The sequence below is a fragment of the Pseudundibacterium arcticum genome, assembly GCF_042646465.1.
GTDB lineage: Bacteria > Pseudomonadota > Gammaproteobacteria > Burkholderiales > Burkholderiaceae_D > Undibacterium_A > Undibacterium_A arcticum.
Genome location: NZ_JBHRTP010000024.1, coordinates 256,787 through 280,498, shown reverse-complemented (window position 1 = coordinate 280,498; position 23,712 = coordinate 256,787). Strand labels below are relative to the sequence as shown.

The following is a 23,712-nucleotide window of genomic DNA, read 5'->3' as shown; positions in this document are numbered from 1 at the left end:
GAAAAGGGGACATTACTACTTTGCACAAAGGGGACATTACTACTTGGGGCTAACAAATTTCTGCAATACGCTTGCCAAATCCGCCAATTTACTGCACTATTGATCTCGATCTGATTCAAGCCGACTGAAAACATGCACGCTGCGCGCCACTACTTTTATTTTTACTTTAGCTATTCCAGCCCATCGGCGGTGGAGAAGCGGTAAGCACTCGAGTAGAAGAGCCCAAACCAACTTTCTAAAAAACCGCCAGCGATGGCGGTTTTTTTTTGTCCAATTTCGATATTGATCCAGGAGAACGCCATGCCCCGCACCGACGATTTACGCATCCGAGAAATGAAAGAACTGACGCCTCCGTCCCATTTGATCCGCGAATACGGCTGCTCCGAAAAGGCCGCCAACACGGCTGCCGACGCGCGGATTGCGCTGCATCGCATCCTGCATGGCCAGGACGACCGCCTGATGGTCGTGATCGGGCCGTGCTCGATCCACGATACCAAGGCGGCGATGGAATACGCGCACCGGCTGGTCAAGGAACGGCAGCGCTTTGCCGGCGAGCTGGAAATCGTGATGCGGGTCTATTTCGAAAAACCGCGTACCACCGTCGGCTGGAAGGGCCTGATCAACGACCCATACATGGACAACAGCTTCCGCATCAACGATGGCCTGCGCATGGCGCGCGAGTTGCTGCTCAATATCAATGAACTCGGTCTGCCGGCCGGCACCGAATTTCTGGACGTGATCAGCCCGCAGTACATTGCGGACCTGATCAGCTGGGGCGCGATTGGCGCCCGTACCACCGAATCACAGGTGCACCGCGAACTGGCATCCGGCCTGTCGAGCCCGGTCGGCTTCAAGAACGGCACCGATGGCAATATCAAGATCGCGGTGGAAGCGATCAAGGCAGCGTCGCAGCCGCACCATTTCCTGTCGGTCACCAAGGGCGGCCATTCGGCGATCGTGTCGACCAACGGCAATGAAGATTGCCACATCATCCTGCGCGGCGGCAAGACGCCCAACTACGATGCCGTCAGCGTCGAAGCGGCCTGCCAGGGCATTGCCGCATACGGTCTGGCGGCACGGCTGATGATCGACGCGTCGCACGCCAACAGTTCCAAGAAACCGGAAAACCAGATCCCGGTCTGTGCCGATATCGCGCAACAAATCGCCAGTGGCGACACCCGCATCGTCGGCGTGATGGTCGAGTCGCATCTGGTCGCCGGCCGCCAGGACCTGATACCCGGCAAGGAGCTGACCTACGGCCAGTCGGTCACCGACGGCTGCATCAATTGGGAAGACAGTGTGAAGGTGCTGGAAGGCTTGGCGGAAGCGGTTCAGCAACGCCGCCTGAAGGATCCGGACGCGTAAGCGGAATGACCGGCATCGGTGTTGCAATGCAACGGGCACCGATGTTTTGCACAAGGAATGAGCGCTCCGGGTACGATAATGTTGTCAAATACCGGATTTACGCTTCATCCTGGCGGCCGCTCGCCATAAAACGCCCAGTTGCCCAGTTGCCTGATACTGTCCCGGCGGGCTGCTGACGATAATTTATCGTGACATGCAGCTTTAATCTTGCGTGAAAAATGGAGCGGCATCGCCGTCGCGGACCGCAACAAAGTATCGCCAGCACCACAGCAGCGGGAGGATTATCGACCATGTGACGAGTCCAGTTCCTGTGAACGCCTGATCGTCGAGCAGATAGTAATTGCACAGGCGCTGCGGAGCTTCCTGGTACAGCATGCCAACGATCGCCATCATGCCGGCGAAGTTTCCCAGGAAGAAGAGTTGAATCACTTTGTTTGCGCGCGACAGGGAAGCGGGAAGTATCAGCCCGTTAATGAATATCAGGACAAATTTGAGAAATTCTTCTGTCGGCGATACGAGCGCGTGCTCCAGCGTCTTCGGAATCATCCAGTAGGCAATCAACAGGGTCGTTGCCAGCATGCCGGTGAGACCGTGTTCGTCATACGCGCGCCAGCGTTTGACGAGGGCCCAAGCCGGGTTCCGGTGCAGCGCGGTGCAATTGGTGCAATTGGCGACAGCCAATGCGGTCAAACAACCGGCACTCAGTATCGCCGGGATCTGCACCAGCATGTGCAGTGCCATGGTCCGCTCCAGCCACTGTCGACATCCGATGGCCGCAAACAGCGCGATCGTTCCAAGCAGCAAAAATACCGTCGTTCTGGCGGGGGCGGAAAACTGCAGTCTCAAAACGCACATGACTTCCCCTGGCCCGATCCCGGCTTGCCGCGTCCAATCGGATTCTCCGCCGAGGACAGTGCTGATGCCAGCGCAGTGTCGGGGTCGTCATAATCGACGATGCGCGCCAGCTGCCCATCCACGAGTAGGTGAAAAGCCGCATTGTGCTGAAATTCTCCCAGCGGCGCGGGGATCACGACAATCCCGAATGCAGCAAGGAGTGCTGTTCGTTCTTTTGCATCGGCGATGCCGGCAAATTGCCAGATCTGTGGCTTGGCATGCATCCGCCTGGCATAGTCCGATAGCAGGGTGGGCGTATCGCGTTCGTCAAAGCTGAGGCTTAACAGGCCAACGCGCTGTCCCAAGCCGCGTCTCTCAATGATGTCCTGCAGTTGCTGGAATTCGGTGCCGACCGCGGAACAGATCGCATTGCAGCGGGTGTAAATGAAAGACACGATCCTGACCCGTCGATCGCAGCGCAAGGCCTCGCTCAGACTCACGCTGACGCCGGACTGCGTCTGCAAGATAACATCGGGAATTGCCTTCGGATGCTCGCTCACAGATAGCCTGCGCGCATCTTCGCTGGTGGCTACACGAAAACCCTCGGTCGTTCTGTAAATCGCAGCGCATCCTGCGACCAACACCAATAAAAGGGCAAATACGGTTTTCATTGCAGCATGCGCGCTCAACGCTCAAGCATCATTTCAGCTTGGCCAGCTCATCGTCGCCGTTCCATGGCGATGTCTTCGCCTTGCCCGCTTGCCGTTCTGTCTGCACCGAGGCCACCGCAATCGGGCCGGCCTTGTTGCCAAAATTGGCGCGGACGAAGGTCAGCACGGCGGCGATTTCAGCATCGCTTAATTTGTCTTTGAACGCGGGCATCGTGCCAGTGTAGGCGGTGCCTTTCACGGTCAATTTGCCGGAAATGCCATGCAACAAGATATTGACAGGAAGGCTCTCTTTGGCCAGCACCCATTCCGACCCGGCCAGTGGCGGGAATACGCCCGGCAGCCCGGCGCCGCTGGCCTGATGACAGGCCACGCATTGCGCCGCATAAATCTGTGCGCCATCAACCGGCCCGGTGCTCGCTCCGGAGTGCGCCATCAGATCTGCCTTGGTGCGGTTATCACCCCATTGCGCCTCGTCGCCAGGATGCGCCATCAGAATGTAACCAATCGCCCACGACAGCGCCAACACGATGATGACGATCACTTTTTTCGGCACCGGGCGATTCGTTTCATGCGGATCGGGGTTTTCCCGAATTTGCGGGTCCGATGTTTTAGATTCTTCTACCATGGTGCAACTCCAATTGTGCAACGGGCGCTGCCGCTGGATATCTTGTTGATCTTATTTTTTGATGACCTGCGCAGAAATCGCGGGGTAAGTATGGTCAAGCGAGATCAGGTATTGCACCAGATCGAGCGCTTCGGGCTTGGCTACCACGACTTTTCCAGCCGGGTTATATCCTGGTGGCAGGGTGATGACCTTGTCGCCCGGTTCGGCCTCAGGCTTGATCTCGAACAGGAAGGGATACGATGGCATGATGCTGCCAGGTGTATACGCGCGCGGCTGATACAAGTGACCGATGTGCCAGTCGACGCTGGGCTGACGCGCACCGATATTGAATAAATCGGGCCCGGTGCGCATGGTGCCAAGCAAGTGCGGATTATCGTAATAATAATCCGCGGCAACCGATGCACGCCCCCAGCCCCGTTGAAAGTCGGGCGCCTGCACCTTGTCGCGCGGCTGTTGCGAATGACAATAAATGCAGCCATTCCTGATGTATTGGTCGCGCCCGCGCAGCTGCGCCGAGGTATACGGCTTCAAGCCGGCCGCTGGCTTCACACCGGACAATTGCATGTACGGCATTACCACCAGCGAAGCGGTGGCCAATGCCAGCGTTACCATCGAGCCCGTCAACAGTTTGAGTTCGTTTTCCATGGTTAAGCCGCCGCCATTGATGAGGGGGTAGAGGGAACGTGCAGCAGTGCAGCGCCAATCCGACGTGGCCCGTAGCGCAACGCCATTGCGGCAAAATGAAATGCAAATACCAGGTGGCCAAGCGTCATGATGGCGCCGCCAACCGAGCGACTTTTCAGATAGGGGATGGTGACCCGAACCGATTCCATGAATGGCCGGGTGGCATCGAGCATGGCCATCCCTTGCAGCCAGCCGCCGATAGACAGACCGACGAAGTAAATCGAAAAACCGATGACGACCAGCCAGAAATGCAGGGCGATCAGCTTGGGATACGGCCACTCCCATGACATCACGCGCGGCATCACGAAGTAGATCGCGCCGAACATCACCATCGTGAAAAACCCGTACAGGCCCAGATGGGCATGGGCCACGGTAACGTGCGTGAAATGGGTGACGGTGTTGACGCTGCGCAGCGCCTCGACAGAACCCTGAATCGAACTCAAGGTGTACATCATGCCGCCCAGCACGATAAATCGCAGCGTGGGTGAATAGATCAGCGTCGCAAACTTGGTCCGCATGGTCAGATGCTGATTGACCGAAAACGCGATCACCGGCACGATCATCATGACGCTTTGTACGATCGATAATGTGATCAGCCAGCCCGGCACCGGACCGCCGATCAAGTGATGACCGCCGACCTGTCCATAAAAGAACGCGAGCGTCCAGAAACCCAATAACGACAAGTTATAAGATTGCACCGGGCGGCCGATAATTTTTGGCAGGAAGTAATACACGGCCGCCAACGCCATCGGCGTATAAAACAGCCCCAATACGTTGTGTCCGAACCACCAGTTCATGGTGGCTTGCTCGACGCCGAAGTGCACACCAGGGACGTTCCCTACCAGAAATAGAATCGGAAACCAGAACAACGCTGCACCCATGTACCAGATCGACACATAGAGATGATTGACGCGCCGATTCTGCAAGGTAAACACCAGCGGCAACCCGACCAGGGCACCACCGATGACGAGCAAAATGTCGACTTGCCACGGAATCTCCAGCCACTCCATGCCGTCACTGAGACCTACCGCAATGCAGCCGATACCGGCAATCAGCCCCGCGTTCCAGATCAACGCACCCAGCATCGCAAAGCGTGCGCCAAGCAATTCGGTCTTTAACAGGCGCGGCAACATCCAGATCGCAATGCCCAGTGCCGCCATCGGTGCCCAACCGTAGGCCACGGCATTTAGATGAATGGTCCGTAGGCGGCCGAAGCTGAGCCAAGCCTCGCTATTGAGCCAATCAGGCTCATGCAGCTTGATGGAGCTGGTCAGTCCTGCGAACGATGCCAGAACCAGCCAGACCACGGCGCAGGAAAGAAACACAAAGGTCACAAAAGCAGTCGAGCGATCGGCCTGCATCCGCTCTTTCAAGTCTTGCTCCAGTTGAGCCGTTTGAGCGGCATCCAATGGCAGGAGCTCAGGATCGGCGGCCGATTTCTGCAAACCGATACGTTGCACCGGACTAGCCGCAGGCTCTTCCACCCGGCCTATTTCTCCTTCGGAAAAAATGACTTTGGCGGCCGCCGGATTGCTGTCAAACAATCTTTTCCGCAAGGACCAGATGAATATGAATAATCCGGTAATCGAAAGAATGAATGACGATAAGAGTAGGGTGACGGTATCCATGAGCATTCAAAATAGTGATGTGAATAGAAAGATGGAGCGAGGGCGCCGAACGTGTCATGCGTGCCGCCATCCTGATCTAACCCTCCTTGCCGTCGATCCTGGCATGCAACAAGTAAGGCCCATACACCAGCAAGTACAGCAGAAACGCGCAGGTCCAGCACAAGGTGGCGGCCAGCAATGCGCTGGCCCGGATATCGAGACTGGTGATATTGGCGCACAAACGCGCTACGGCGCCGATTTGAATCAGCACATACATCGCCACTTCGCGCCGCCCGGCCTGCAACGGCCGACCCGTATGGCCCAGCGCGGTGCGGGTCAGCATGCCGATGATCAGTCCTGCCATCGCGCCAATCGCCAGCGCATGGAAGGCGCTACTCTCGGGCACGATATGCAGCGCCGTCAATGCGATCAGGACCAGGCCAAGGGGTATCCATGCATAGGATAGATGCAAAATCCACAGCAAGGGATGGCGCCAGCTGCGCTGCGGCGTCCAGCTCGCCAAACGCAACGATTGCGCGCCTGCTGCCAGCACGGCGACAATGGCAATTACATCGCCGGGAAATCGGCATAGCCATGCGATCGCGGTCAGCGCGACCAGGGCCAGCGCGACCCGGTCTAGCGCGACCCGGTCCAGCGCGACCCGGTCCAGCTGCGGACGCATCGCGGGTTGGCTGCCGGACACGGTATTTTTGGTAAAGACCGGAATGACGCGTCCACCGATCACCGTCTCCACCATCACGACAATCAAGATCGCCGTTTGGATTGCCAATGTGGGCGACACCGCGATCCACCCAAGATTGGCCGCGTGAAACAGGCCATTGACGACGCTCAGCAAGGCAAGGAAGACGATCAGCAACAGATTGCGTCGATTGCCGGCTTGTCTCAGAACGCCCCATAACGGCCACGCCGCACACGGGATGAATGCCAGATCGATGGCTGCCGCGACGACCGGATCAGCCATCAGCATCGCCACGCGTCCAGCGATCCACAGAGCGCACAAGGCCGCCAGGTGCCGGCCGTGCGGGGTCGGCAAATTGGTCCAGTTGCGCGCTGCCGTGAACAGGAAGCCGACAATCACCGCCACCACAAAACCGAATATCATCTCGTGCATATGCCAGCCGAGGCTAATGCGCGGTGCGACCGGAATCCACCCTGAATAAACGGCCAGCCATAATGGGACGCCGATCGCGGCAAATGCCGCCGCCAACAGGTAAAACGGCCTGAATCCCAATGCCAGTACCGGATGGCCCCACCAGTGTTGCTTGCGGCGGCCGAGACTGTCAGGGCTGTCCGCGCTCGAGATGTTTATTCGTGGCATAAATCCAGTTTTTTATTTTTTAAACATATATAATAAATACTGCATTTGGTGTGAAATATAGGCTGCTACACCACTTAACGCAATATGTATTTTGTATTTTCACAGCAATCTGGACCACCGATGAGACTCACAGCGTATACCGATTACACACTGCGGACCTTGATGTACCTGGGCTTGCACCGCGATCGCCTGGTAACGATTCAGGACATTGCCGATCTGCACGGCATTTCAAAAAATCACCTGATGAAAGTGGTGCATCAATTGGGTACCAGCGGCATCGTCGCGACGGTGCGCGGGCGCAATGGCGGGCTTAAGCTCAACAAGGAGCCGGAAGATATCAATATTGGGGAAGTGGTCCGCAACACCGAGACCGATTTCTACATGGCCGAGTGCTTTGACCGCGAACACAACAAGTGCGTCCTCTCCCCCGCCTGTTCCTTGAAACAGGTGTTGGGTTCGGCGACGCGAGCGTACCTTGACGTACTCGATGGCGCGACACTGGCAAGCCTGATTCCGAACGGTCGCCAGTACGACAACAAAACCATCAGTACGGTAAAGATGCATCCGAGGCCAAAGCAGGTCAAACCATCGGAATAGGACTGCCCGTGCCGAATTATTGCCAATGGACTGCCGCGGCAATTGCGCATCAGGTGTACCGCCGGTTGCGATGCGCGAGCGCTGATCAAGGCATCGCATGTGATTGTTATGTCAAATTAATTGCATCGTGAAATGAATATTGCCATGCCCAGCAATGACCGCGCCACGCTTGTCACCGTCAGCGATTGGTTTGACTGGACCGACCAGCTATTCTCGTTCAAAACCAGTCGCCCGCCCGGTTATTGCTTCACGCCGGGTCAGTTTGCACGGCTCGGGCTCGCGGTAAATGATGGAATGGTATGGCGCGCCTACTCGATCGTGTCGGCCAGTACCGCCGACCATCTTGAATTCTATGGCATCGTCGTTCCCGGCGGATTGTTTACCACGGCGCTCAAGGTATTGCGACCGGGTGACCCAATCTGGATCGAGCAAAAGAGCGTCGGGTTCATGACGGCCGACCGTTTTGTCGACGGTGAGGCCTTATGGATGCTGGCAACGGGTACCGGTTTGGGGCCATACATTTCAATCTTGCGGGAGCGCGACGTCTGGGAAAAATTCAAGCATATCGTGCTGGTTCACGGGGTGCGCCGATCAAATGAACTCGCCTATCTGGACCAGTTCGTCGCGTTGCAAGCGCATCCGCCATGTGCCACGGATCCGGCGACGCTGCAGCTGGTCCGATCCGTGACACGGGAAGCTGCAGCACAGGGCGCAGGATTGCCAGGATTGCTCAAGGGCAGGATTACCACCTTACTGGAAAACGGCACCCTAGAAAGTGCTGCAGGCATGCGCTTGACGCCCGAAGCATCGCGTGTGATGTTGTGTGGCAATCCGGACATGATTACAGACGCCCGTCGCCTGCTGCATCAACGCGGATTTTTACCGTGCCGCCGTGTCATTCCCGGTCAATTCCTGACAGAAAATTATTGGTGACCATGGCGATCCGCTCGCAGGTCATTCTTTGATCACGCCGGAATGGACAGGCGGTGCCTATCGGTTGCATGCAAGTGGCGAACTAGCGCATTGACGGGGGGGAATTCGCCGACTCGGCTCAGCGCCGAGGTCCGACTCGGTGTCATGGGTGGCGAACAATCATCGTCTGTACCTGTTACCGCCGGCGCACGGCGACCTCAGAACCGCCGCGTCAGCGTCATCTGTTCGCCATCGCGGCGCATATCGGTGCGGTTCAGGAACGACATGCCGAGCAAGGCGTACGGCAGCCCGGTTTCATGGATCACCGCATCGATCTGGCGCAATTCGATATCGCCGACCTTGACGCTGTCGAGCTTGATGCGATACACCGCGGCGACGCCGTTGGCGGTATTGACGGTGATCCGCTGTCCATTCTTGTAGTCGATGCCAAGGCGCAGCGCGTCGCTAGCCGACAGCGCAACCATCGACGCGCCGGTGTCGACCAGCATGCGCATGGTGCCGCCATTGATCTGGCCCTGGGCAAGGAAATGGCCACGGCTATCGGCCTGCAGCGTAACACTGGCGGGACCGGTGGAAATGGTGTGATTTGCGTGCTGACCAATGACCAGGGTCTGGCGCTTGCCATTGACTTCGACGGTGGCGCTGTTGCCATCGCTGGCGACCAGGCGCGTGCCTTCGGCAATGGTGTTGCCGATCGCATAGGTCTTCGGCGCCGCATCGTCGATCACCAGCACCGCCTTGCCGGGAAACAGGCCAACTACGCCGATGTCGGCGGCGTCAGCAGTGCCGGCCAGCAGCAACAGGCAGGTCATCAGGGGGATGATGCGCATTCGATTCTTTCGGTGAGCCGGTCCGGCATCTGCCGCGTTTCCGGCTTGCGGTTAGCTGCCATCGCCGCCGGATGTCAGTCGCGGAAGTTGTTGAATTCCAGCGGCAGATCGGCAACTTCCTTGCGCAGCAGCGCCATCGCCGCCTGCAGGTCGTCACGCTTGGCGCCGGTGATGCGCACCGCTTCGCCCTGGATGCTGGCCTGCACCTTCATCTTGCTGTCCTTGATGATGCGGACGATTTTTTTCGCGGCCTCCGATTCGATGCCGTTCTTGATCTTGATGACTTGCTTGACCTTGTCGCCGCCGATTTTTTCAATCTTGCCGATGTCCAGAAAGCGCACGTCGACGCTGCGTTTGGTGAGCTTGTTGGTCAACACATCGCGCACCTGGCTGAGCTGGAAGTCGCTATCGGCGTAGGCGGTCAGATCGCGTTCTTTCTGTTCGACCCGGGCGTCGCTGCCCTTGAAATCGAAACGGGTCGAAATTTCCTTATTCGACTGTTCCAGTGCATTCTTGACTTCGACCATATTGGCTTCTGATACAACGTCGAACGATGGCATGATGTTTCCTTTACTTGTCTTGTGTTATTTCACCGCGCAGCGTCTGCTGCATTGTCCAATCGGCCATTTTAACGGACAACATACCGGGTGGCTATCCCGCTGTCCGGCGCATTTCCAACTGATTTCCATCTATAATCGGCGCGCTATGACAGTTCCACTCACAATAGAGCGCGATTTTTCGCTGCGCCGACTCAACACCTTCGGTATCGAGGCCAGCGCGGCGGCCTATCTGCGCATCACGGCGGCCGGGCAACTGGCCGACATCGCGCACGACGCCAGCCTCGACGGCTTGCCGCGGCTGGTGCTGGGTGGTGGCAGCAATATCGTGCTGACCGGCGATTTTCCCGGCCTGGTAATGCATATGATGATCGAGGGCATCGCGGTCATCGGCGCGGATGCGGATGCGGTCTATGTGCGGGCGGCGGCCGGGGAGTCCTGGGCTGGCTTCGTGCAGTGGACGCTGGCGCAGGGCTGGGGCGGGCTCGAGAATCTGTCGCTGATACCGGGTAGTGTCGGCGCTGCACCAATCCAGAACATCGGCGCCTATGGCGCGGAGCTGAAGGATTGTTTTCATGCGGTGAGCGCATTCGATCGGGAAACCGGCCGGATTTTCACGCTGGACAAGGCCGCCTGCCAGTTCGGTTACCGCGACAGCGTGTTCAAGCAGGCGCTGCGCGAGCGCGCGATCATTCTCGACGTCACCTTTGCGCTGCCGAAACGCTGGCAGCCGAATATCCGCTATGCCGACGTGGCGCACGAACTGGCGGCGCGGGCATTGCAGGCGCCCACCCCGCGCGATATCAGCGATGCGGTGATCGCGATCCGCAGCCGCAAACTGCCGGACCCGGCGCAAATCGGCAATGCCGGCAGCTTCTTCAAGAATCCCGTGATTTCGGCTGCCCGGCGCGATGCGCTACTGCTCGAGCACCCGCAACTGGTCAGCTACGCGCAACCCGATGGCAGCATCAAACTGGCGGCCGGCTGGCTGATCGATCAATGCGGCTGGAAGGGCAAACGGCTCGGCGCGGCCGGGGTCTATGAAAAGCAGGCGCTGGTGCTGGTCAATTGCGGCGGCGCGACCGGTCGCGACGTGACGCAACTCGCCGCCGCGATTGCGGCCGATGTGCAGGCCCGTTTTGGGGTGCGGCTGGAGCCGGAACCAATATTTGTTTAGGCGCGCGGTCGCCGCGGCGTGGCCGCGCCGACTACCACTGCTAAGCGGATTATTGGGGGGTATATGTAAAAATAGGCGGGTTACCGCATTTATTCCGGCGGTGTTTAAGTATACTGCTGGCAGTATAAATCGAGCGAACGATCTGGCCAGCGGCCCTGCGGGTGCCGCAATGCCGCCCGCATTCCAGCCGATTTCCGATTGATTCGATCCAGTCGTGTCGCGTCAACCGAAGTGACACACGTAATCAAGTGTCTCGACCGTCTCGATATCAAACCGCGCATTACCCGCGACCTTGAATTTCTGGCCACCCTCGTATTCGTTCCATTTTTCTTCCCCTTGCAGCCGGACGCGGCATTTACCGCCGACGATTTCCATCAGCTCCGGCGCCTCGGTGCTGAAGGTCAGTGTTGACGGAAAAATCACGCCGATGGTTTTTTTCGTACCGTCAGGGAAGATTAGGTTATGTGAAACGCACTTGCCGTCGAAATAGATATTCGATTTCTTGATCACGGACACATGGTCGAATTGGGTGCTCATTTTTACCTCTTCTTCAGTTGATGCCGCGCATTTGACAACGGTGACGCGGCGGATTTGCCTGCATTCGTTTCGTATGCTACCAGTGCGTTGCCGGCGCGAGTTTGATCCCGCGCCAAGTGTCGGTTGTACATTGCCTGATGGCAAGGACGTCAGTTGTAGAATGGGTGCAACCCATCCATTCAGTTCGATCGCCGCTGCGTTGCACCCATGCGACGGCACGCGCAGCCCAAAAAAAGGGTCCACCGGACCCTTTTTCAATCGCGATAGCCGAGCAGCCCTGCTTACTTTCCGCGCTTGGCCCGCGCATTGGCTGCGATGCGCAGCCGCAGTGCGTTGAGCTTGATGAAGCCGCCGGCATCGGCCTGGTTGTAGGCGCCACCGTCTTCGTCGAAGGTCGCGATGTTCATGTCGAACAGCGAATCGGTCTTCGAGTCGCGCGACACCACGATCACATTGCCCTTGTACAGCTTGATGCGGACCCAGCCGTTGACCGATTGTTGGGTATGGTCGATCAGCGTCTGCAGCGCGACACGTTCCGGCGCCCACCAGTAGCCGTTGTAGATCATCTCGGCGTAACGTGGCATCAGGTCATCCTTCAGATGCGCGACTTCACGGTCGAGCGTGATTGATTCGATCGCGCGGTGCGCACGCAGCATGATGGTGCCGCCCGGGGTCTCGTAGCAGCCGCGTGATTTCATGCCGACGTAGCGGTTTTCCACCAGATCGAGGCGGCCGATGCCGTGCTTGCCGCCGAGCCGGTTCAGTTCGGTCAGCACTGCGGCTGGCGACAGGCGCTTGCCGTTTAGCGCGACGATGTCGCCCTTCTCGTATTCAATATCGAGGTACTCGGCCTGATCCGGCGCCGCTTCCGGGCTGACGGTCCAGCGCCACATCGATTCTTCGGCTTCCGAACTCGGGTTTTCGAGGTGACGACCTTCGAAGCTGATGTGCAGCAGGTTGGCGTCCATCGAGTACGGCGCGCCGCCTTTCTTGTGCTTCATGTCGATCTCGATGCCGGCATCTTCCGCATACTTCAGCAGTTTCTCGCGCGACAGCAGATCCCATTCGCGCCACGGGGCGATGATCTTCACGCCCGGCATCAACGCATAGGCGCCCAGTTCGAAGCGCACCTGGTCGTTGCCCTTGCCGGTCGCGCCGTGCGAGATGGCGTCGGCGCCGGTCTCGCGTGCGATTTCGATCAGGCGCTTGGCGATCAGCGGCCGTGCGATTGAGGTGCCGAGCAGGTATTCGCCTTCGTACACGGTATTGGCGCGGAACATCGGGAACACGAAGTCGCGCACGAATTCTTCACGCACGTCGTCGATGTAGATGTTTTCCGGTTTGATGCCGAACTTTATCGCTTTCTGGCGCGCCGGTTCCAGTTCTTCACCCTGGCCGAGGTCGGCGGTGAAGGTGACGATTTCGCATTGATAGTTATCCTGCAGCCATTTGAGGATGACCGAGGTATCGAGTCCGCCGGAATAGGCCAGTACCACTTTCTTGATGTCGCTCATGTGCTTCTCTTTTCCATTAACAATCTAATCAAATAAAACCAAGGTAAATCGAACCGAATCAGGCCGGGTCGTGGCACACCGCTTCGACGTTATTGCCGTCGGGATCGAGCACGTATGCGCCGTAATAATGTTGGTGATAATGTTCCCGCAAGCCGGGTGCCCCGTTGTCGCGTCCGCCAGCGGCCAGCGCCGCCGCGTGAAACGCATCGACTGCGGCGCGGCTTTTGGCGCGCCACGCGATATGCGCCGGACCAGAAACCGGCGTCACCTGCACGAACCAGGTGTCGTATTTGCCGGCATCGCTAAAGCCGAGCATGCGCACGCCGTCATGCTCGAATTCCAGCGCGGCACCGTAGCCGAGAGGCGCCAGCACCTTCTCATAGAAGGCCTTGCAAGTGTCGATATCGGCGACGCGGAAAGTCATGTGGTCGAGCATGGTGCCTCCATTATTTTACGCAACGACAGGCTGCACCACCGCACGGCGGTGTCTCCCGCGGATTCGCAAGCTGTTATCGACGCCCGAGTACCAGGTATTCGAGCAGGGCCTTTTGCACATGCAGCCGGTTTTCTGCTTCATCCCAGACTACTGATTGCGGACCGTCGATCACGTCGGCCGCGACTTCTTCGCCGCGATGCGCCGGCAGGCAGTGCATGAACAACGCGTCCGCTGCCGCGCGCGCCATTTTCGCGCCGTCCACGATCCAGCCGTCGAAGGCCTTCAGCCGCGCCGCGTTTTCATCTTCGTAACCCATGCTGGTCCAGACGTCGGTAGTCACCAGATGCGCGCCCTGGCAGGCGTCGGATGGATGTTCGAACAAGGTGTAGTGGCTGGCGTCGACCGTCACCAGTTGCGGGTCGAGATCGTAACCCTTGGGGGTCGACACATTCAGACGGAAGCCGAAGACCGCGGCCGCCTGCAGCCACGAGTACAGCATGTTGTTGGCATCGCCGATCCAGGCCACGGTGCGACCGGCGATCGAGCCGCGCTGCTCGATATAGGTAAACACATCGGCCAGCACCTGGCACGGGTGGTGCTCGTTGGTCAGGCCATTGATCACCGGCACCCGCGAATTGGCCGCAAAACGCTCGATGATCTCCTGGCCGAAGGTGCGCACCATGATGATGTCGCACATGCGCGACATGACTTGCGCCGCATCCTCCACCGGCTCGCCGCGGCCGAGCTGGCTGTCGCGCGTGTTCAGGTAGATTGCGGCGCCGCCGAGCTGGTGCATGCCGGCTTCAAACGACAGGCGGGTACGGGTCGAATTCTTTTCAAACACCATCACCAGCGTGCGATCGATCAGCGGGTGGTGCGGCTCGTAATTTTTGAATTTGCGCTTGATCAGGCGAGTGCGCTCGATCACGTACTCGAACTCGTCCAGCGTAAAGTCGGAAAACTGCAGGAAATGTTTGATTGGCATAAAGAGAATCAGCGGCATCACGACAATGCCGCCGCGGGTCATGTTCTTGTTGTGCTAAATGTTTGATTATAAGAGATTTATTGCAGGCTGTTTCCTTCAACCGGGGATGGGCGGGCATTTCGGCAAGGCGAGACCGAAACCTTGCCTGAGCTGCCGCCCGGCAAGCACACGCTACGACTGCTGTTTGCCGACCACAAGAGTGTTCCTTACTATATTCGACGCACATCGTCGACGCACATCGCTGATTTCTCTCCAAACACCATCGCACCGATCGGCGTTCGATTGCCAGGAACGGTGCGCGCCAACATCAACCGACAGGCCCGACCTGCAGTATGTCGCAGACCCGGCGAAATCTTGTTGACGTTGTCATTTATGCAAGCTAGGATCGCCCCTGCGCCTTTACTTGCATCTTTACCAATCATGCTGAGTGCGGCGCAAGTCCGGTTAAATTGATCATAAAACCATAAAAAAGGAACGAGCATGCTTGAATCGAAAGTGACTGTATCCAGCTTGGGCAAGCTTACCAAGCTTTGCCTGACCGCTGCGATTGTTGGCCTGGCAGGTGGCGCCGCTGCCGGCGAACCCCAGCGATTTATCGTCGCCTATAAGGCCGGCGCTGACTTGAATGCCAATGCGGCAGTGATCCGCGCCCGTGGCAATGTGAAACTCAAGATTCACGGCATGAATGCGATGTCGGTTGAAATGTCGGACCAGACGCTACAGGATTTGCGCAACGACCCCAGTATCGACTATGTCGAAGCAGACGCGATCCGCAGCCTGCCTGGCGTGAATACGATGTCGGCTGCAATGGCGGACCAGGCACTGAGCCTGTCCTCGGCGGCTAGCCCGTCCTCCGGCAAGACCTATTTCCCGGGTCAACAAATTCCTTACGGGATCAAGATGGTTCAGGCGGACCAGCTGCCGAACGGCGGCGCGCGCACCGGCAATCGCATGGTCTGCATCATCGACTCCGGTTACGATCTTCAGCACGAAGACCTGAACAACAACGGCACAGTCACCGGTGAATACGACCCCGGCACCGGCTGGTGGAACGCCGACGAAAACCATCATGGCACCCACGTGGCTGGCACCATCTCGGCCCTCAATAACAACGGCACCGGCGTGGTTGGGGTCATTTCGAGCCGCCAGCTGCACCTGCATATCGTCAAGGTTTTTGGTGCTGATGGCTGGGCTTATTCCTCGAGCCTGGTCGCCGCTGCCAACAAATGCGCCAGCGCCGGTGCCAACGTGATCAGTATGTCGCTGGGCGGCGCCGAGCCAACGTTGACCGAAGCAAATGCCTTTGCTGCACTGGCCAGCAAAGGCATTCTGTCGATCGCCGCTGCCGGCAATAGCGGGAATGCGGTGCTGTCTTACCCGGCATCCTATCCCAGCGTGATGTCGGTGGCTGCGCTTGACGAAAACAAGCAGCATGCCAGCTTCTCGCAGTACAACAACAAGGTTGAAATCGCTGCGCCGGGCGTCCACGTGCTGTCCACCGTTCCAATGGGCACCGGTAGTGAATCGACGATCAGTATTGCGGGAACGACCTACGTGGCCGGCGACATGACCGGTTCTCCGAAGGCGACCGTCACTGCGCCGCTGGCCGATTTTGGGATCGGCGATGCAGTAAATGCTGCGGTTGCCGGCAAGATTTGCCTGATCGAACGCGGCGTGATCGCTTTCGGCGCCAAGGTGGCAAACTGCCAGGCTAGCGGTGGCGTCGGCGCAATCGTCTACAACAGCCTGGGCCGTGGCAGCTTCGGCGGCACGCTCGGCGATACCGTGACCGCCATTCCGTCCGCGACCGCTTCCGCCGCCGACGGCGCTGTGATGCGGACGCAGCTAGGTCAGAGTGCCACGGTCAAGGTCAAGGCCACCAATTATGCGTATTTTGATGGCACCTCGATGGCGACGCCGCATGTATCGGCAGTTGCCGCTCTGGTGTGGAGTTACTTCCCGATGTGCTCCGCAGACCAGATTCGCACCACGCTCGACAAGAGCGCTGAAGACCTCGGCGCGCCGGGACGCGATCCTCAGTACGGTTTTGGGCTGGTTCGTGCCAAGGACGCTTACGATCGCCTGGCGACCTACGGTTGTAACAACTAATCGCTGTTGCCGTCTGGACAATCAAAAAAGGACGCTTCGGCGTCCTTTTTTGATTGTCCAGACGGCGCTGGCGATTGCGGCCTGAAGCATGACTGCGGCCAGCGCCTAATACAGTTTTTGCGACGATTCGTGCAACAGCTGTGCGTATAGCGCATGGCGCATGCGCGCGATCTGACCGCCTTCGGTCGCGGCCAGGACTGCACAGCCGGGTTCGATCAGGTGATGGCAGTTGTAATACTTGCAGTTACCCAGAAATGGTGAAAATTCACGGAACGCGCGCTCCAGCATGCCTTCCGACAAATGGTACAGGCCGAATTCCTGAAAGCCGGGTGAATCGATGATCGAGCTGTCATTACCCATCGCATACAGCCGGGTGAAGGTGGTGGTGTGCTTGCCGGTGTCGAGCGCCGCGGAAATCTCGCGGGTGGCGATTTCGGCGTCGGGTACCAGCAGATTGATCAGCGACGACTTGCCCATGCCGGACTGGCCGATCAGGATGCTCGACTGGCCGGCCAGCAAGGGCGCCAGCGTGGCGCAAGCCTGTTCCGGAAAGGCGCGCGCCGATACCTCGTGCACCGGATAGCCGAGCGATGAATACGGCAGCAGCCGCTCGCGGGTTCGGGCCAGCGCGTCGGTGACATCGGTTTTGTTCAGGATGATATGGGCACTGATGCCGGCCGCGTCGGCCGCCACCAGGGCACGCGAAATCAGATCGTCGGCAAAGCCGGGCTCGGTCGCCACCACGATGAACAATTGCGTGAGATTGGCCGCCAGCAATTTGGATTTGTATTGGTCCGAGCGATACAGCAGAGTCTTGCGTTCGGCGATCGATTCGATCACCGCCTGGTCAGCCGAGGTCAGCTTCAGATTGACGCGGTCGCCAACCGCAACATTGGTCTTCTTGCCGCGCGTCACGCATTGCAGCCGTAAGGTTTCGGTTTGCGCCAGATAATGGCGGCCGTGGGCGGCGATGATGGTGCCGGTAAGTTGGGTCATTGTTGCTTATTCAATTCGCGTATTCCATTCCCATAAGTGCGTTGATGCTGCGCAGGCCGGCCATTGTGTCAGTTGTTCAGGTATTCAGGGCAAACGATTGCTGGAAAATCGCATCCACCTTGGCGGCGCAGATGAAATCATTTTCCGAGAGGCCGCCGCGACCGGCGTTGACCGAGTGGGTATCGAACCTGACGCTGCAGCGGTTATAGGTCACCACCAATTCCGGATGGTGGTCTTCGGCGTGGATCACATAGGCGATCGCATTGATGAAAGCCAGGGTCTCGTAATAATTATTGAAGGAAAACGTCTTGCATATTTTTCCTTGTTGCAGCGCCCAGCCTTCAATCAGTTTCAGGTATTGCGCGATGTCGGCGTCGCTCAACGCCTGTTCCTGATGGGCGCATTTCTTTTCGAGCAAATCGGCAGTGGTCAGCATGATGTGGTCCTCGCTATATTAGTGCGCGCTGTCAATGCGCGTGGGCGGCCAGCAGTTTGCCGATACGCACGCTGGCCGGCGGATGCGAATCATAAAATTTGGAATGCAGCGGATCGGGCGTCAATGTCGATGCGTTATCCTCGTACATCTTGACCAGCGCCGACACCAGGTCGTGCGCATCGGTATATTTGGCGGCAAACGCATCGGCCTCGAATTCATGCTTGCGTGAAGTGATCGAGGTCAGCGGCGAGAACACGAACGTAAACACCGGCAACGCCAGCGCGAACAGGATCAGCGCCATCGCATCATTACTGCCTAGCAGCAGCGGATCGACGCCCAGGCCGGTGTAGAACCAGACCTGCGTCTTCAAATAGCCGAGCAATGCCAGAAACGCGAGCGACAGCGCAAACATCATGATGATACGCTTGACGATATGCTTCAGCTTGAAATGGCCGAGCTCGTGCGCCAGCACCGCCTCGATTTCCTGGGGCGCCAGGCGTGACAGCAGGGTGTCGAAGAACACGATGCGCTTGGCGGCGCCGAATCCCGAAAAATAGGCATTGCCATGAGCGCTGCGTTTCGAGCCGTCCATCACGTACAGGCCTTTCGACGCGAACCCGACGCGCGTCATCAAATTCTCGATCCGGGCGCGCAGGCTGTCATCGGTCAGCGGCACAAACTTGTTGAACAGCGGCGCGATCACGGTCGGGTACAGCACCAGCATCAGCAGCTGGAACCCGCTCCAGACCAGCCACGCATACAGCCACCACAGGTCGCCGGATTTTTCCATCAGCGTCAGCACCACCCAGATCAGCGGCAGCCCGATCGCGGCGCCGAGCAGCGTGCCCTTGACCAGATCGGTGAAGAACAGCCGCAATGTCATCTTGTTGAAACCGAATTTCTGTTCCAGCACGAACTGCTTGTAATAGTCGAACGGCAGATCGACCACGCCGGAAATCACGGCAAATGCGACCAGCAGCGATATCTGGTAAGCCATGCCGGGTCCGGCAAATTGAAATAGGGTGGTGGACAGCCATTGCAGCCCGCCCAGCAGGGTGAAGCCAACCAGCAATGCAGTATTGACGAGCAGCATGACCAGTCCGAGCTTGGTTTTGGCGACCGTGTAATCGGCCGCTTTCTGGTGCGCTTCGAGCGGGATTTTTTCGGCAAATTCTGCCGGCACCGCATGGCGATGCGCCAACACATGACGTATATGTCGCGCACTGAGCCAGAAGCGCAGGGCCACCGTCAGCGCCAGAAAACCGACAAACAAAAATGAAAACGTGAGAGAAAGCATGCCGTGCCTGTGAGAAAATGAGCGATTGCTAAAGCCTAGGAAAGAATTATGTCACAAGCCACAGATTTGTCCGCACCAGCGTTGGTGCCGGGCACGCCGGCCCGTCCCAATGAATTCAACCTGGTCTGGGTCGACATGGAAATGACCGGCCTCGATCCCGACAATGATCGCATCATTGAGGTGGCGGTGGTGGTGACCGACATGCACCTGAATATCCTGGCCGAGGGGCCGGTGTTCGCGATTCATCAATCGGACGACACCATGAACGGCATGGATGCGTGGAACAAGGGTACGCACGGCCGCTCCGGCCTGATCGATCGGGTCAAGGCCTCGACCGTGTCGGAGGCGGATGCCGAAGGCGCGCTGATCGACTTCCTGAAACATTTTGTGCCGAGCGGCAAATCGCCGATGTGCGGCAACACCATCTGCCAGGACCGCCGCTTCATGGTGCGCGGCATGCCGAAGCTGGAGGCATTCTTCCACTACCGTAATCTCGACGTGTCGACGCTGAAGGAACTGTGCAAGCGCTGGAAACCGGAGATTGCGACCGGCTTCAAGAAACATCAGAAACATACCGCGCTGGCCGACATCATCGAATCGGTAGAGGAACTGCGTTACTACCGCGAGCATTTCATCAAATTGTAATCAGCAAGCTGCAGCATGCTGCAGCATGCGCGCAGCGCTGCACGTTAGCAGGTGGCGTGTTGCTACAAGGACCCGGAGTCGGCTCGCGCCGGCAGGCGGGGGGCGGCACAGACTTGCGAGTCTCTGAGTCTCTGATATACTCCGTCGTTATTGTTTATTTGCCGCATATCAAATGATGGGAGTTAGTGCATACTCCCGATATCGCGTTAAGTTGTAGCCGTGCATCCTGGCGATGCGGCTGCCATGCGCAGCGACGAGCGCACCGCAACTGGCCGAATGTCGCGACGCTCGCGACCCGCTGCCAGCCCAATCGCGGTGACTGATTACACCGGTCGGGCGCGATATCCACCTTGTGCCTCAAGCGCGAAATCGCTCTTTCAATCGCATCCATTGGCTGATGCACCACAAATCTGCGCCGCGCCCGTAACATCGGCGCCATCCATTTCAGCCATACCACTGCAGGCCGACGCGATCAACGCGCGTCGGCACAACCGCGAAACAGGCGCCCATGGCGCCATATCGCGCCACCTACACAGGACTCTGCTTATGATCGAAACCCTGCTCCGGCAATATCAGCACTATAACGACCGCGACAGCGACCCGAGCGTGCTGCTGGCGGCACTGGTCGCGGCCATTCGTCCGCGCCGCAAGGGCGATGTCGCCGCCGCAACGCAGTCGCTGCACGCCTTGTGTCACCTGCTGAACAGCAACGATGACTGGCGTGCGATGATGCGCAGCGCGATCGTGAGCTTGCTGCTCGGGCGCAAGCATCTGTCGCTATATGTGGACGCGGGGATTTTGCCAAACACCGGATTCTTCTCCGAGTCGGCGCGTCGTGTCAGCCATAAACTGCTGCCCGATGCGATCGATCCGGCCTATTTGCGCGATGTGATGCGCCTGATCTTTACCGAGCCCGATGACGCGCGCTGGGTCAGCGGTGTCGCTGGCGAGGTCTGGCTGGAACTGTTTGCCGCCTTGCGTTTTGGGCAGGATGACGAGTTCGGCCTGCGCATGCTGCCGTACGTCATCGGACAATTGCTCGAAGCGATCCAGGTGCTGTCGTATCGCATTTCCGCGATGGGACTGGAGTCGGAGCTGATCCATGTCGATCCGCAACTGGAAAATGTCGATTCGGCATTTCTGGCGCAAAACGTCGCGACGCTCAGTTATGCCGGCGCCTATGCGGCGTGGTGGCAGGACGCGCAGCAATCGTGGCCCAGCAGCACCCATCTGCTGGTACAACTCGGACAGTGCCGCGATGTCATCAACCGCACCCGCGACCACGCATCGGAAACCGGCACCAGCGTCCACCTGACCTTTACGCTGGAGCGCTTGCGCCAGCATTTGAGCCGGACTGAAAGCCTGTTGGCGGTGCTGACCGCGCTTGGGCAAAGCCGCACGCTGGAGGCAGTCGGCCAACCGCTGGTTGCGTTGTTCAAGTATCTCGTGATGTCGGAATGCCGGCGCAACAATCTGGCCCACTACTGGCGCCAGAACATGTCGGTGCTGGCGATCCGCGTCACCGAGAACGCCAAGCGCACCGGCGAACACTATATTACCGACAACCGGCGCGAGTATTTTGCGCTGCTGCGCTCGGCGCTGGGTGCCGGTTTCATCATCGCCTTCATGGCCGCCAGCAAAATCCTGATGGGTCGTTTGCATCTGGCGCCGCTCAGCCAGGCGCTGTTGTACTGCCTCAATTACGCGCTCGGGTTTGTGCTGATCCATATGCTGCATTTCACGGTCGCGACCAAACAGCCGGCGATGACCGCCAATGCCATCGCCGCCAGCATCGAGGACAGCGGCGACGACAAGCGCAGCCTGGCCGATCTGACGACGCTGATTGCGCGCACCACGCGCAGCCAGTTTGCTGCAATCTTCGGCAACATCCTGCTGACCGTGCCGGTGGCGATCCTGATCGCGATGGCATGGCACGCGGTGAGTGGCGCCCATTTCGTCGATGCCGGCAAGGCCACCAGCATGCTGCAGGAGATCGACCCGTTGAGTAGCGGCGCATTTTTCTACGCGGCGAATGCGGGATTCTGTCTGTTCCTGTCCGGCCTGATCGCCGGCTATTACGACAACCTGTCGACCTACAACAAGATTCCGCAACGGCTATTGCAGCTGCAATGGCCGCGACGCTGGTTTGGCGAGGCGCGCATGCAGCGCTTTGCCGGCTATGTCGAGCGCAATCTGGGCGCGCTGGCGGGGAATTTCTTTTTCGGCTTCCTGCTGGGCGGCATGTGGGCGATCGGCGTGCTGTTCGGTTTGCCGATCGACATCCGCCACATTACTTTTTCCGCCACCAATGTTGGCTTTGCGCTGGTGGCCTTCGATTTTCATCCGGACACGCGGATGCTGGTGATGGGCGTGATGGGTGTGGCCGTGATCGGACTCACCAATCTGGCGGTCAGCTTCGCGCTGGCGCTGATGGTGGCGCTGCGCGCGCGCAGCGTCAGTTTTGCACAGGAACGGCAACTGGCTAGCAGCCTGTGGCACCGATTGCTGCGCCGACCCCGCGAATTTTTCCTGCCGCCGAAGAATTAAGGTGGAGTATTGCTATTTTTGCCGTATTTTAAATGCGGGATAGCTGCATATTGACGGGAGTATTGTATTGAGTATGCCATCCCGTGCGATAGGGTGCAGGCGCAACGGCCGGCGGATTGGTCGCCCATCCGCCGCATGCCGTCGATGCAGCGCCGTTGGGACGTTTATGCCGTCGGTTCGGCGCCGCAGCACTTCTTAAACTTCTTGCCACTGCCGCAAGGACACAGGTCGTTGCGCCCGACCTTCGGCGCCTCGCGCTTGACGGTGTCGATACCGGAGCTGCGCAGCGGTAGCCAGAACTTGTAGATGTCCTGGATATTTGCTTCAATCTCGATCGCCAGCTTGTGCGCCTTGACCGGGTCATCGACCAGCGGTAATTCGTCCTCTTCGATCTCGTCGGCGCCGAGCAGGTAGATCGGTCGCATCAGTGGTGCCAGGTTCGATTCCCAGATCGGCTCCCACGCCTCGGCGCGCAGGTTGATGCCTTCCCAGAAGCCCCAGGCCCAGGCCTCGCCGTCGATCAGCGATTTGCCTTCGTGCTCGTGCTCGCAAAATAGCGGCTCGAACTCCTTCGGCGCGACTTCCAGCGTGATCGCGATCTCATTCATGAAGCGCACGATCAGATTGACCATGCGCTCGGCTTCCTTGTCGTTCTTGAAGGTCGGCAGCTGTTGCTCGCTGCCCCACACCTGCGGCAGCCATTCGCTCATCGGGATCATCACCGGCCCGATCGCGATCGCGCTCAGGTAGCCATGCAGCGAATCCATCGTCATCGCATCGTCCGGACAGCGGTCGGACAGCAGGAACTGGTCTAGTTCGTTAAATTCTTTATCGGAGAGTGGCTGGTCGAGTTGCATGGTGTGCTCGGAAAGGTGGCGGAATCAGGGCGACAGTGTAACGCGTTGCGGTTGGATCGCGGCGCTGGGGCGATGGTTCGCGCCAATCGACAATGCCGCGTCGCGATGGCTGCACCGATAACCGGACCGGCGGT

Annotated in this window: 25 protein-coding genes; 7 read left to right on the top strand and 18 right to left on the bottom strand. The window is 58.6% G+C overall.

Features of this window, described 5'->3' with window-relative positions; all coding sequences use genetic code 11:
• Positions 1–170: 170 nt before the first annotated feature.
• Entirely contained in the window at positions 171–302 is a 132-nt protein-coding gene (locus ACFOFO_RS09870) for a hypothetical protein (RefSeq protein ID WP_390326109.1), read from the bottom strand.
• On the opposite strand from ACFOFO_RS09870, the gene aroG reads away from it, so the two are divergent.
• The gene (gene aroG, locus ACFOFO_RS09865; RefSeq protein WP_390326106.1) at positions 301–1,365 is read left to right on the top strand and encodes a 3-deoxy-7-phosphoheptulonate synthase AroG; all 1,065 of its coding nucleotides are present in this window, start codon (positions 301–303) and stop codon (positions 1,363–1,365) included. The genes ACFOFO_RS09870 and aroG overlap by 2 nt on opposite strands.
• Before the next feature lie 201 nt (positions 1,366–1,566).
• Here the strand turns inward: aroG and ACFOFO_RS09860 are convergent, their stop codons facing one another.
• The 6 genes from ACFOFO_RS09860 to ACFOFO_RS09835 all read right to left on the bottom strand — a co-directional run bounded on the left by ACFOFO_RS09860 (position 1,567) and on the right by ACFOFO_RS09835 (position 7,125).
• Complete coding sequence (locus ACFOFO_RS09860; protein WP_390331457.1) at positions 1,567–2,094, bottom strand: hypothetical protein; 528 nt, start codon at positions 2,092–2,094, stop codon at positions 1,567–1,569.
• Between the two features lie 113 nt (positions 2,095–2,207).
• A complete protein-coding gene (locus ACFOFO_RS09855) occupies positions 2,208–2,870 on the bottom strand; it encodes an SCO family protein (RefSeq protein WP_390331456.1) in 663 nt (220 codons plus the stop codon).
• Positions 2,871–2,898: 28 nt separating this feature from the next.
• Complete coding sequence (locus tag ACFOFO_RS09850; protein WP_390326100.1) at positions 2,899–3,495, bottom strand: c-type cytochrome; 597 nt, start codon at positions 3,493–3,495, stop codon at positions 2,899–2,901.
• Between the two features lie 51 nt (positions 3,496–3,546).
• Positions 3,547–4,140, bottom strand: coding sequence for a cbb3-type cytochrome c oxidase subunit II (locus tag ACFOFO_RS09845; RefSeq protein WP_390331455.1), 594 nt, complete (start codon positions 4,138–4,140; stop codon positions 3,547–3,549).
• A gap of 2 nt (positions 4,141–4,142) precedes the next feature.
• Positions 4,143–5,807: a cbb3-type cytochrome c oxidase subunit I gene (locus ACFOFO_RS09840; protein ID WP_390326098.1), complete on the bottom strand. Its 1,665-nt coding sequence runs from the start codon at positions 5,805–5,807 to the stop codon at positions 4,143–4,145.
• A gap of 76 nt (positions 5,808–5,883) precedes the next feature.
• Entirely contained in the window at positions 5,884–7,125 is a 1,242-nt protein-coding gene (locus ACFOFO_RS09835) for an NnrS family protein (protein WP_390326097.1), read from the bottom strand.
• A gap of 120 nt (positions 7,126–7,245) precedes the next feature.
• Here ACFOFO_RS09835 and ACFOFO_RS09830 point away from each other — a divergent pair, with 120 nt between their 5' ends.
• The gene (locus ACFOFO_RS09830) at positions 7,246–7,722 is read left to right on the top strand and encodes an RrF2 family transcriptional regulator (protein WP_390326095.1); all 477 of its coding nucleotides are present in this window, start codon (positions 7,246–7,248) and stop codon (positions 7,720–7,722) included.
• A 144-nt stretch (positions 7,723–7,866) separates the two neighbouring features.
• Positions 7,867–8,655, top strand: coding sequence for a ferredoxin--NADP reductase (locus ACFOFO_RS09825; protein WP_390326093.1), 789 nt, complete (start codon positions 7,867–7,869; stop codon positions 8,653–8,655).
• 197 nt (positions 8,656–8,852) lie between these two features.
• Here ACFOFO_RS09825 and ACFOFO_RS09820 read toward each other — a convergent pair whose 3' ends face one another.
• Together ACFOFO_RS09820 and ACFOFO_RS09815 are read right to left on the bottom strand one after the other, a co-directional pair.
• Positions 8,853–9,485: a retropepsin-like aspartic protease family protein gene (locus ACFOFO_RS09820; RefSeq protein ID WP_390326091.1), complete on the bottom strand. Its 633-nt coding sequence runs from the start codon at positions 9,483–9,485 to the stop codon at positions 8,853–8,855.
• Between the two features lie 74 nt (positions 9,486–9,559).
• Complete coding sequence (locus tag ACFOFO_RS09815; protein WP_390326090.1) at positions 9,560–10,045, bottom strand: YajQ family cyclic di-GMP-binding protein; 486 nt, start codon at positions 10,043–10,045, stop codon at positions 9,560–9,562.
• 145 nt (positions 10,046–10,190) lie between these two features.
• Between ACFOFO_RS09815 and murB the strand changes: the two genes are divergently transcribed.
• Entirely contained in the window at positions 10,191–11,219 is a 1,029-nt protein-coding gene (murB, locus tag ACFOFO_RS09810; protein ID WP_390326088.1) for a UDP-N-acetylmuramate dehydrogenase, read from the top strand.
• Positions 11,220–11,441: 222 nt separating this feature from the next.
• On the opposite strand, the gene ppnP is transcribed toward murB, so the two are convergent.
• The 5 genes from ppnP to ACFOFO_RS09785 form a co-directional block, all read right to left on the bottom strand.
• A complete protein-coding gene (ppnP, locus tag ACFOFO_RS09805; protein ID WP_390326087.1) occupies positions 11,442–11,756 on the bottom strand; it encodes a pyrimidine/purine nucleoside phosphorylase in 315 nt (104 codons plus the stop codon).
• A 281-nt stretch (positions 11,757–12,037) separates the two neighbouring features.
• Positions 12,038–13,270 (bottom strand): argininosuccinate synthase, encoded by a 1,233-nt coding sequence (locus ACFOFO_RS09800; protein WP_390326085.1) that lies wholly within the window; start codon positions 13,268–13,270, stop codon positions 12,038–12,040.
• Positions 13,271–13,328: 58 nt separating this feature from the next.
• Positions 13,329–13,706, bottom strand: coding sequence for a VOC family protein (locus tag ACFOFO_RS09795; protein WP_390326083.1), 378 nt, complete (start codon positions 13,704–13,706; stop codon positions 13,329–13,331).
• Positions 13,707–13,779: 73 nt separating this feature from the next.
• Positions 13,780–14,691, bottom strand: coding sequence for an ornithine carbamoyltransferase (gene argF / locus ACFOFO_RS09790; protein ID WP_390331454.1), 912 nt, complete (start codon positions 14,689–14,691; stop codon positions 13,780–13,782).
• A gap of 209 nt (positions 14,692–14,900) precedes the next feature.
• Complete coding sequence (locus ACFOFO_RS09785; protein ID WP_390331460.1) at positions 14,901–15,173, bottom strand: hypothetical protein; 273 nt, start codon at positions 15,171–15,173, stop codon at positions 14,901–14,903.
• Between ACFOFO_RS09785 and ACFOFO_RS09780 the strand changes: the two genes are divergently transcribed.
• Positions 15,172–16,800 carry a S8 family serine peptidase gene (locus tag ACFOFO_RS09780; RefSeq protein WP_390331453.1) on the top strand — a complete coding sequence of 543 codons (1,629 nt, stop codon included), beginning with the start codon at positions 15,172–15,174 and terminating at the stop codon, positions 16,798–16,800. The genes ACFOFO_RS09785 and ACFOFO_RS09780 overlap by 2 nt on opposite strands.
• 105 nt (positions 16,801–16,905) lie before the next feature.
• Here ACFOFO_RS09780 and rsgA read toward each other — a convergent pair whose 3' ends face one another.
• The 3 genes from rsgA to ACFOFO_RS09765 all read right to left on the bottom strand — a co-directional run bounded on the left by rsgA (position 16,906) and on the right by ACFOFO_RS09765 (position 19,529).
• On the bottom strand, positions 16,906–17,796 hold the full coding sequence (rsgA, locus tag ACFOFO_RS09775; protein WP_390331452.1) for a ribosome small subunit-dependent GTPase A: 891 nt from the start codon (positions 17,794–17,796) through the stop codon (positions 16,906–16,908).
• Between the two features lie 76 nt (positions 17,797–17,872).
• Entirely contained in the window at positions 17,873–18,235 is a 363-nt protein-coding gene (locus ACFOFO_RS09770) for a 4a-hydroxytetrahydrobiopterin dehydratase (protein ID WP_390331459.1), read from the bottom strand.
• A gap of 28 nt (positions 18,236–18,263) precedes the next feature.
• A complete protein-coding gene (locus ACFOFO_RS09765) occupies positions 18,264–19,529 on the bottom strand; it encodes a M48 family metallopeptidase (RefSeq protein ID WP_390331451.1) in 1,266 nt (421 codons plus the stop codon).
• Between the two features lie 48 nt (positions 19,530–19,577).
• Here ACFOFO_RS09765 and orn point away from each other — a divergent pair, with 48 nt between their 5' ends.
• Together orn and ACFOFO_RS09755 are read left to right on the top strand one after the other, a co-directional pair.
• Positions 19,578–20,174, top strand: coding sequence for an oligoribonuclease (gene orn / locus ACFOFO_RS09760; RefSeq protein WP_390326076.1), 597 nt, complete (start codon positions 19,578–19,580; stop codon positions 20,172–20,174).
• A 546-nt stretch (positions 20,175–20,720) separates the two neighbouring features.
• The gene (locus ACFOFO_RS09755; RefSeq protein WP_390326073.1) at positions 20,721–22,721 is read left to right on the top strand and encodes a site-specific recombinase; all 2,001 of its coding nucleotides are present in this window, start codon (positions 20,721–20,723) and stop codon (positions 22,719–22,721) included.
• 164 nt (positions 22,722–22,885) lie between these two features.
• Here ACFOFO_RS09755 and ACFOFO_RS09750 read toward each other — a convergent pair whose 3' ends face one another.
• Complete coding sequence (locus tag ACFOFO_RS09750) at positions 22,886–23,578, bottom strand: UPF0149 family protein (RefSeq protein ID WP_390326071.1); 693 nt, start codon at positions 23,576–23,578, stop codon at positions 22,886–22,888.
• Positions 23,579–23,712 lie beyond the last annotated feature (134 nt).

Bases quoted from the DNA above. Each gene is read 5' to 3' on its own strand.
- orn (WP_390326076.1), top strand. From the start codon at position 19,578: ATGTCACAAGCCACAGATTTGTCCGCACCAGCGTTGGTGCCGGGCACG.
- argF (WP_390331454.1), bottom strand. From the start codon at position 14,691: ATGCCAATCAAACATTTCCTGCAGTTTTCCGACTTTACGCTGGACGAG.
- ACFOFO_RS09800 (WP_390326085.1), bottom strand. From the start codon at position 13,270: ATGAGCGACATCAAGAAAGTGGTACTGGCCTATTCCGGCGGACTCGAT.
- ACFOFO_RS09855 (WP_390331456.1), bottom strand. From the start codon at position 2,870: ATGAAAACCGTATTTGCCCTTTTATTGGTGTTGGTCGCAGGATGCGCT.
- ACFOFO_RS09750 (WP_390326071.1), bottom strand. From the start codon at position 23,578: ATGCAACTCGACCAGCCACTCTCCGATAAAGAATTTAACGAACTAGAC.
- ACFOFO_RS09840 (WP_390326098.1), bottom strand. From the start codon at position 5,807: ATGGATACCGTCACCCTACTCTTATCGTCATTCATTCTTTCGATTACC.
- ACFOFO_RS09780 (WP_390331453.1), top strand. From the start codon at position 15,172: ATGCTTGAATCGAAAGTGACTGTATCCAGCTTGGGCAAGCTTACCAAG.
- ppnP (WP_390326087.1), bottom strand. From the start codon at position 11,756: ATGAGCACCCAATTCGACCATGTGTCCGTGATCAAGAAATCGAATATC.
- ACFOFO_RS09860 (WP_390331457.1), bottom strand. From the start codon at position 2,094: ATGCTGGTGCAGATCCCGGCGATACTGAGTGCCGGTTGTTTGACCGCA.
- ACFOFO_RS09815 (WP_390326090.1), bottom strand. From the start codon at position 10,045: ATGCCATCGTTCGACGTTGTATCAGAAGCCAATATGGTCGAAGTCAAG.
- rsgA (WP_390331452.1), bottom strand. From the start codon at position 17,796: ATGACCCAACTTACCGGCACCATCATCGCCGCCCACGGCCGCCATTAT.
- ACFOFO_RS09820 (WP_390326091.1), bottom strand. From the start codon at position 9,485: ATGCGCATCATCCCCCTGATGACCTGCCTGTTGCTGCTGGCCGGCACT.
- ACFOFO_RS09870 (WP_390326109.1), bottom strand. From the start codon at position 302: ATGGCGTTCTCCTGGATCAATATCGAAATTGGACAAAAAAAAACCGCC.
- ACFOFO_RS09835 (WP_390326097.1), bottom strand. From the start codon at position 7,125: ATGCCACGAATAAACATCTCGAGCGCGGACAGCCCTGACAGTCTCGGC.
- ACFOFO_RS09825 (WP_390326093.1), top strand. From the start codon at position 7,867: ATGCCCAGCAATGACCGCGCCACGCTTGTCACCGTCAGCGATTGGTTT.
- aroG (WP_390326106.1), top strand. From the start codon at position 301: ATGCCCCGCACCGACGATTTACGCATCCGAGAAATGAAAGAACTGACG.
- murB (WP_390326088.1), top strand. From the start codon at position 10,191: ATGACAGTTCCACTCACAATAGAGCGCGATTTTTCGCTGCGCCGACTC.
- ACFOFO_RS09845 (WP_390331455.1), bottom strand. From the start codon at position 4,140: ATGGAAAACGAACTCAAACTGTTGACGGGCTCGATGGTAACGCTGGCA.
- ACFOFO_RS09830 (WP_390326095.1), top strand. From the start codon at position 7,246: ATGAGACTCACAGCGTATACCGATTACACACTGCGGACCTTGATGTAC.
- ACFOFO_RS09755 (WP_390326073.1), top strand. From the start codon at position 20,721: ATGATCGAAACCCTGCTCCGGCAATATCAGCACTATAACGACCGCGAC.
- ACFOFO_RS09795 (WP_390326083.1), bottom strand. From the start codon at position 13,706: ATGCTCGACCACATGACTTTCCGCGTCGCCGATATCGACACTTGCAAG.
- ACFOFO_RS09785 (WP_390331460.1), bottom strand. From the start codon at position 15,173: ATGCTCGTTCCTTTTTTATGGTTTTATGATCAATTTAACCGGACTTGC.
- ACFOFO_RS09850 (WP_390326100.1), bottom strand. From the start codon at position 3,495: ATGGTAGAAGAATCTAAAACATCGGACCCGCAAATTCGGGAAAACCCC.
- ACFOFO_RS09765 (WP_390331451.1), bottom strand. From the start codon at position 19,529: ATGCTTTCTCTCACGTTTTCATTTTTGTTTGTCGGTTTTCTGGCGCTG.